The 7,163-nt window shown below is 51.6% G+C and carries 7 protein-coding genes; 1 reads left to right on the forward strand and 6 read right to left on the reverse strand.

Features of this window, described 5'->3' with window-relative positions; genetic code table 11:
* Positions 1–158: 158 nt before the first annotated feature.
* The 6 genes from rseP to tsaB all read right to left on the reverse strand — a co-directional run bounded on the left by rseP (position 159) and on the right by tsaB (position 6,164).
* Positions 159–1,538 (reverse strand): RIP metalloprotease RseP, encoded by a 1,380-nt coding sequence (gene rseP / locus H6A34_RS12885; protein WP_205105847.1) that lies wholly within the window; start codon positions 1,536–1,538, stop codon positions 159–161.
* A 127-nt stretch (positions 1,539–1,665) separates the two neighbouring features.
* Entirely contained in the window at positions 1,666–2,820 is a 1,155-nt protein-coding gene (locus H6A34_RS12890) for a 1-deoxy-D-xylulose-5-phosphate reductoisomerase (protein ID WP_205105848.1), read from the reverse strand.
* Between the two features lie 56 nt (positions 2,821–2,876).
* Positions 2,877–3,404, reverse strand: coding sequence for a ribosome maturation factor RimM (gene rimM / locus H6A34_RS12895; RefSeq protein ID WP_021949025.1), 528 nt, complete (start codon positions 3,402–3,404; stop codon positions 2,877–2,879).
* Positions 3,405–3,499: 95 nt separating this feature from the next.
* Entirely contained in the window at positions 3,500–4,804 is a 1,305-nt protein-coding gene (murA, locus tag H6A34_RS12900; RefSeq protein WP_205105849.1) for a UDP-N-acetylglucosamine 1-carboxyvinyltransferase, read from the reverse strand.
* A gap of 37 nt (positions 4,805–4,841) precedes the next feature.
* Complete coding sequence (locus H6A34_RS12905; protein ID WP_021949023.1) at positions 4,842–5,438, reverse strand: DUF4290 domain-containing protein; 597 nt, start codon at positions 5,436–5,438, stop codon at positions 4,842–4,844.
* Between the two features lie 36 nt (positions 5,439–5,474).
* Entirely contained in the window at positions 5,475–6,164 is a 690-nt protein-coding gene (tsaB, locus tag H6A34_RS12910; protein ID WP_205105850.1) for a tRNA (adenosine(37)-N6)-threonylcarbamoyltransferase complex dimerization subunit type 1 TsaB, read from the reverse strand.
* A 91-nt stretch (positions 6,165–6,255) separates the two neighbouring features.
* Between tsaB and H6A34_RS12915 the strand changes: the two genes are divergently transcribed.
* On the forward strand, positions 6,256–7,131 hold the full coding sequence (locus H6A34_RS12915; protein WP_205105851.1) for a YicC/YloC family endoribonuclease: 876 nt from the start codon (positions 6,256–6,258) through the stop codon (positions 7,129–7,131).
* The last annotated feature ends 32 nt before the right edge of the window (positions 7,132–7,163 follow it).

Consider the following 7,163-nt stretch of genomic DNA (forward strand, 5'->3'; position numbering starts at 1 on the left):
GGAATGTTGTCAGCCCCTGGGCAAGAACTGCAGGATTAATATCTATTGGTAGTAGTTAAAGGAGTTAGAAGTAGTTAGAGTCAAATACCTTGGCTATCATTATACATCCGGCAAGAGTAATGGCTTTAACTACTTCTAACTCCTTTAACTACAAAAAATTACATATATCCCAGCCAGCGAAGGATGTCGTTCAGGTTGGCCACAACCATTAGCAGGATAAGTATCCCGAAGCCTACATACTCCGCCTTGATGAGGAAGTTCTCGCTCGGCTTGCGGCGCGTAATCATCTCGTAAAGAAGGAAGAGCACGTGACCGCCGTCGAGAGCGGGGATGGGCAGAATGTTCATGAACGCCAGAATGATACTGAGAAACGCCGTCATGCGCCAGAACATCATCCAGTCCCACGTCGGAGGGAACAGGCTTCCGATTGAGCCGAAGCCTCCGAGCGACTTTGCGCCGTCGGCCGTGAATACGTATTTCATGTCGTCAACATATCCGCGCAGCACGTTCACGCCGTACACTGCGCCTGCCGGGAAGCTCTCGAAGAAGCCGTATTCCAGCTTGACGGGCTTGTAGTACGTGCCCAGGTACGTGCGGCCCACGCCGAGGGTAAGGTCGGGATTGAGCACCATCTGCACAGTATCCCTCTTCGCCGGGTCGGTCTTATGGGCGAAGACTACCGTCGTTGTGCGCGCCTTAAGGCTGTCGGCTGGCGTCGTGGCGGCGGCCAGTACATCCTGCATGCGGCCCATCCTGTCGTCAAACTCGTTCCATGAGTCGATGGACTGGCCGCCAATAGCCAACAGGCGGTCGCCCTTCTGCATGCCAGCCTTCATCGCCGGCGAGTCAGGCATGACACTGTCCACGTCGGCAGGGATGAACGGGCGCACAAACACAGGGTCAGCCTTGAGCATCGTAAGCAGGCTCATGTCCTCGGGCAGGCTGACCTTCACCTCCTTGCCGCCGCGCAATACGGTGACGGTGGAGGCGTTGGCTATGTCGCGGTACATGTCAACATCAAACTTGTTGAGCGTCTTTTCGTCAGTGCGCAAAAGGATGTCGCCGTCGCGGAAGCCCATATTCTTGGCCGCCTGGTTGAACTTCATGCCGTATGTCATGTCCTTGAGCGAATAGTAGGAGTCGCCCCAGGTGAACAGCACCATTGCGTAGATGAACAGCGCGAGGAGGAAGTTGACCAGCACTCCGCCCACCATTATCAGCAAGCGTTGCCACGCCGGCTTCGAGCGGAACTCCCATGGCTGGGCCGGCTGCTTCATCTGCTCGGTGTCGAACGATTCGTCTATCATGCCCGAAATCTTGCAATACCCACCAAGCGGGAGCCACCCCACGCCATAGGTTGTATCGCTCTTCTTCGGCTTAAATTCAAATAAGTGGAACCAAGGATCAAAGAACAGGTAGAACTTCTCTACCCTTACGCCGAACAATTTGGCAAAAAAGAAGTGCCCGCCCTCATGGAGCAGCACGAGAATCGAGATTGCCAGCATGAACTGCAGCAGTCTTATCAAAAATATTTCCATGTCTTTTTAGTTGACAAGCCACGGGCAGACAAGCAGACAAGGAGATTTGCCTTGCCGTAATAGGGCAGTGTCTCCGTAACTTGTGTTTTTAATGTTACTAACTTTCTTAATTCTTAACTCTTAATTATTAAATTTCCAAAAGTTCCGTTGCAACCCTCCTTGCCTCTGCATCAGTGGCAACGTAAGTAGCGTAGTCGGCCTCGCCGCTGAACGCCACGCGCTCCATCGTCCTCTCGATAATGTCGCTCATCTGCGTGAACGAGCAGCGGTCCTCCAGGAATCCGTGGTTAACCACCTCGTTGGCGGCGTTTACAATGCACGGCATATTGCCGCCTTTCCTTATCGCCTCGAAGGCCAATGCCAGGCAGCAGAACTTGTCCATGTCAGGCTCGAAGAACTCGAGCGGCTGGCGGAACAGGTCGAGCCGCTCGCCGTTAAGGTGCAGACGGTCAGGATAAGAGAACGCGAACTGTATCGGCAGGCGCATATCCGGCACTCCGAGCTGTGCCTTCACTGCTCCGTCACGGAACTGCACGGCACTGTGGACAATGCTCTGCGGATGCACGAGCACCTGTATTCTATCGGCCGGAACGCCGAAAAGCCACTTCGCCTCTATTACCTCAAAGCCCTTGTTCATCATCGTAGCGCTGTCGATTGTTATCTTCGCGCCCATGGTCCAGGTAGGATGCCGCAAAGCATCGGCCTTGGTCACGGTGGCAAGCTGCTCCTTGGTGAAATTACGGAACGGGCCTCCAGACGCCGTAAGCAACAGTTTCTCTATCTCGTTGTCGCCCTCGCCCATAAGGCTTTGGAAGATGGCCGAATGCTCACTGTCAACGGGAATGATGGGCGAATGGTACTCAGCCGCAAGCTTGCATATAAGTTCACCTGCCACGACAAGCGTCTCCTTGTTGGCAAGACATATCTTCTTGCGGGCCCGGATGGCATGTATCGTAGGGCTGAGACCGGCAAATCCCACCATGGCCGTAAGCACCATGTCTATCGGGCCGGCCTCAACAATATCGTTAATGGCCTGTTTCCCGGCATAAACCTTTATGTCAGGAAGGTCGCAAAGCAATTCTTTCAGCCTCCCGTATTTGTCCTCATTGGCTATGACCACTGCCGCCGGGTTGAATTTACGGGCCTGTTCCGCAAGTTCGTCGACCTTGTTGTTGGCCGTAAGGCAGTACACTTCGTACAGGTCGGGGTGCTCTTCTATCACTTCAAGAGCCTGTGTCCCGATTGAGCCTGTGGAGCCAAGAATGGCAATCTGTTTCTTCATATATCCGGTGTTAAGCACTTATGTTAGCTTATTCTTATTACTCTCAGACGTTGATTTCAGTTCAAGTCAAGCAAGCCTTCAGGCAGACTTACCTTTATCTCACGGTTTACGCCATCGATTTCAGTTATAAAATCATCATTGACAGGTATCAATACATCCGTTCCCTGAGGTGTCCTCACCCCGAAAAGCACGTTCTCCGTAGCGTCGTCAACATATGCGATTGTCCCTATCGGCTTGTCTTCGTCGTCAACGTTGACGACAGTAAAACCTTCAAGTTCTTCAAGCGTGAGTTCGTTCTCGCCACGGTCTGAAAGTTTCTTTGGGAAAAACACGTCACATCCCGTCAGTTCCTGGGCCTGCGATTTGTCGTCAACATCACAGAATTTTACAAGCGCCGTCTCTCCGCTTTTAAAGCGGTACTCCTCGAAAAAGAACGGAACGAGTATTCCGTCAACGGATAATATAAGGTAATCGGAGTCCACACGGTCAAACACGTCGTCACTGAACATGAACGACACTTCGCCTTTTACGCCGTGCGGCTTGCCTATACGGCCGATTCTATAAACTTCTTCTGCTCTAATCATTGTTGCTTATGGTTAAAGGAAATGCGGCCAACGTATCGTCATGCAATGCCATACAACCGCGATACTGCCAGCCAAGCAGTGCCATTACCGACAATTCAGATACGCTTGATGTTGGCCCCAAGCGCATTAAGGCGTGCCTCTATGTCCTCATACCCACGGTCTATCTGTGCAATATTGTCTATGCGGCTGGTGCCGTTGGCGCTCAGGGCAGCGATTAGAAGGGCTATTCCCGCCCTGATGTCGGGGCTTGTCATCCGGCCCGCACGCAGCCTTATCTTGTGGTCATGGCCTACTACAACAGCCCTGTGCGGGTCACAGAGAATGATTTGGGCGCCCATATCGATAAGCTTGTCGACAAAGAACAAACGGCTCTCGAACATTTTTTGGTGGAACAAGACGCTGCCGCGTGCCTGAGTGGCAACCACGAGGAGCACAGAGAGGAGGTCAGGAGTAAGTCCAGGCCACGGAGCATCTGCCAGCGTCATTATCGAGCCGTCGATAAACGACTCAATCTCATAATGCTCCATATGCGGTATTACCAAGTCGTCATTCTCCACATTAACCTTCACCCCGAGACGCCTGAAAGCATTGGGAATTATGCCAAGATTGCGCACCGACACATTCTTTATTCGTATGCCTTTGCCAACCATTGCCGCCATTCCTATGAAAGAGCCGACCTCAATCATGTCCGGAAGTATGGTATGCCGCGCCCCGTGCAGGTTTTCCACGCCGACTATCGTCAGCAGGTTAGAGGCTATTCCGCTTATGCGTGCTCCCATACGGTTGAGCAAATGGCATAATTGCTGTATGTAAGGCTCGCACGCCGCGTTATAGATAGTGGTGGTTCCCTTGGTCAGCACGGCTGCCATTATAATGTTGGCAGTACCCGTTACCGATGCCTCGTCAAGCAACATGTAACATCCTTTAAGGTTGCTACCGTCGATTTCAAACGTCCCGCGCTCGTCATTATGCGAGAACCTGGCGCCAAGATGCTTAAAGCCGAGAAAATGAGTGTCCAACCTGCGCCGTCCAATCTTGTCTCCTCCGGGTTTTGCCACCACGGCCTTACCAAAGCGCGAAAGCAGCGGACCTATCATAAGCACACTGCCCCTGAGCGAGGAACACTTACGTATGAACTCTTCGCTTTCGAGGTAATCAAGATTGATTTCCCTTGCCTTGAACGAATACTCGTTCTTCCCGATACGGTTTACCTTCACCCCAATGTCGGTAAGCAGCTTTATGAGGTTGTTCACGTCGAGGATGTCGGGCACGTTGCTTATCCTCACTTCATCCGAAGTAAGCAACGACGCGCATATTACTTCAAGCGCCTCGTTCTTGGCGCCTTGCGGAGTTATGGTGCCGCTTAGCGGATGTCCGCCCTCAATGATGAAAGATTCCATGTCACGGTGGTTTGTCGGTTAACGTGTATTCCTTTCGCTATCTTCTTTTGCGGCGCTTGTCTCCGGGCTCCCTCATGTTGCCTATGTTGAACTTGAAAGTGTCAAGGTCAAGCTGTATCTTACCGTCGGTAAAGCGTGCCAGGTCTGAAGCTATCTTCTCGTCGTCGCTCGAACCGTGGCTCCACTGCATAAGGTTACGTTTCATCTGGTTGGCGGTAAGCCTGGCAAGTTCGTCCCTTTCAGGACCAGGCTCCATGCCCTTCAGCTTGTCGAACAGCTCGAACATCATGCTGCCGTAATGCTTTATAGGGTTTTTCTGCTTAGGATAGCCCATCGGTTGTGGCTTCTTCAGTATGCTTTTCGCCTCGTTTATGTCTACGGGATAGTCAATGTCCAACCTGAAGTTGCTCATTATCGCAAGATGGTCCCACAGTTTCTGCTCATAGTCCACGTTCTCGCTGCTTTGCGGGAACATGCGCTCCATTATGCCGATAATCGTCTCGGCGCAGCGCTGGCGCTCCTCCTTGTTCTCGAGCGTCACGGCATAGTCGACCATTTTCTGCACTTCGCGCCCGTATTCGGGCAATATGAGCTTTTCACGTTGGGTGTTATAGTCTAATCCTTCGATATTCATTTATATTTATTTTGGGATTTAAAGGGAATAATGTGGTTAAAGAAGCTTCTTCGGAGTTTTCGCCACAAAGTCTTTCAGGTAGAACGGAACGAAGTACGCCACGTCTTCTATCCGCCCTTGGTTAATGCGCTTCTCGGCAAGCGGGAACATGTACCGTGCCAGCGGCTTGACATCCTTTATCAGCCGGGCATTGCCGTTGCCTATTGCGTCGATGCACTTGCAGGCCCCGTTACCGAAGAAATACACCTTGCCTTTGTCAAGATATTCCCGGTATGTATCGGCGTCTACAACGTCAGCCTGCACCGGCCTGACTTCGTTCAGGGCGCGGTCGTACACTCCTGCGTACACCTCCATACGGCGTGCGTCAAGCATTGGACACAGCAGGGCGTCTTCTTCTATATCGTGCTCAAGCAGAACCGGCACGGCGAGCAACTCAAGAGTCGGCACGGCTACGAGCTTCACTCCGCGGCCGTAACATATACCCTTGGCCATGGACACGCCGATACGCAGGCCCGTGTAGGACCCTGGACCGCAGCTTACGGCCACCGCATCGAGAGGTATGGACCGATTGTCAATATACGACAAAGCCTCGTCCACGAACACGCCGAGCTTAACCGCATGGTTGGGACCGCTGTAGTCCTCCCTGTTGAATATGCACGTGCCGTCACGGCTCACGGCTACCGAGCACACGTCCGTACTCGTCTCAATGTTTAAAATACACGACATAAAATGGAAATAACTTTTTAAATAACATGCAAAAATACGCTTTTTTCCTAAGAAATATGTACTTTTGCAAAAATTTAACTACAAAAGTGCTATGATACAATCGATGACAGGTTACGGAAAGTCTGTCGTAACTTTTAATGAAAAGAAGATACACGTTGAAATAAAATCACTTAACAGCAAGGCCTTAGACCTGTCAACGCGTATCGCTCCGCTATACCGTGAGAAAGAAATGGAAATCCGCCAGACAATATCCCAGACGCTGAAACGGGGCAAAGTGGACTTCTCGATATGGATAGAGAAGGACGCCGCTGCCGACGCCACTCCCATAAACGGAGCCCTCGTGGACAATTATTACAGGCAGATTAAGGCCATATCGGAAAGCACAGGGATACCGGAGCCCCAAGACTGGTTCGCCACACTGCTGCGCATGCCTGACGTCATGACGAAAACCGACGTCGAAGAGCTTACCGACGAGGAGTGGAACGCCGTGCGCAACGGTATCGACACAGCCGTAAATGCCCTCGTGGCATTCCGCGACCAGGAAGGAGCCGCACTGCAAAAGAAGTTCTGCGAGAAGCTCGACAACATCGCCGCGCTGCTCGACTCGATAGAAGTTTACGAGAAATCGCGCGTAGAGAAAATACGCGCACGTATCGTCGAGGGACTAAAAAGCATACCCGAGATTGAGTACGACAAGAACCGCCTGGAGCAGGAACTCATATATTATATCGAGAAACTGGACATCAACGAGGAGAAACAACGCCTTGCCAACCACCTTAAATACTTCCGCGAGACAATGGACGAGGGCGTAGCCCAAGGCAAGAAACTTGGTTTCATAGCACAAGAGATGGGACGCGAAATCAACACCACGGGCAGCAAGAGCAACAACGCCGAAATGCAGAACATCGTGGTGAAGATGAAAGACGAACTTGAGCAAATAAAGGAGCAAGTGCTGAATGTATTGTAAAATCATAGGAGTTAAGGAGTAATGGAGTAAAG

It is taken from the genome of Marseilla massiliensis (assembly GCF_016899855.1).
GTDB lineage: Bacteria > Bacteroidota > Bacteroidia > Bacteroidales > Bacteroidaceae > Prevotella.

What these genes read in the sequence shown, in the direction of transcription:
- H6A34_RS12915 (WP_205105851.1), top strand. Translation starts at nt 6,256, where the DNA reads ATGATACAATCGATGACAGGTTACGGAAAGTCTGTCGTAACTTTTAAT.
- H6A34_RS12905 (WP_021949023.1), bottom strand. Translation starts at nt 5,438, where the DNA reads ATGAATATCGAAGGATTAGACTATAACACCCAACGTGAAAAGCTCATA.
- rimM (WP_021949025.1), bottom strand. Translation starts at nt 3,404, where the DNA reads ATGATTAGAGCAGAAGAAGTTTATAGAATCGGCCGTATAGGCAAGCCG.
- H6A34_RS12890 (WP_205105848.1), bottom strand. Translation starts at nt 2,820, where the DNA reads ATGAAGAAACAGATTGCCATTCTTGGCTCCACAGGCTCAATCGGGACA.
- tsaB (WP_205105850.1), bottom strand. Translation starts at nt 6,164, where the DNA reads ATGTCGTGTATTTTAAACATTGAGACGAGTACGGACGTGTGCTCGGTA.
- murA (WP_205105849.1), bottom strand. Translation starts at nt 4,804, where the DNA reads ATGGAATCTTTCATCATTGAGGGCGGACATCCGCTAAGCGGCACCATA.
- rseP (WP_205105847.1), bottom strand. Translation starts at nt 1,538, where the DNA reads ATGGAAATATTTTTGATAAGACTGCTGCAGTTCATGCTGGCAATCTCG.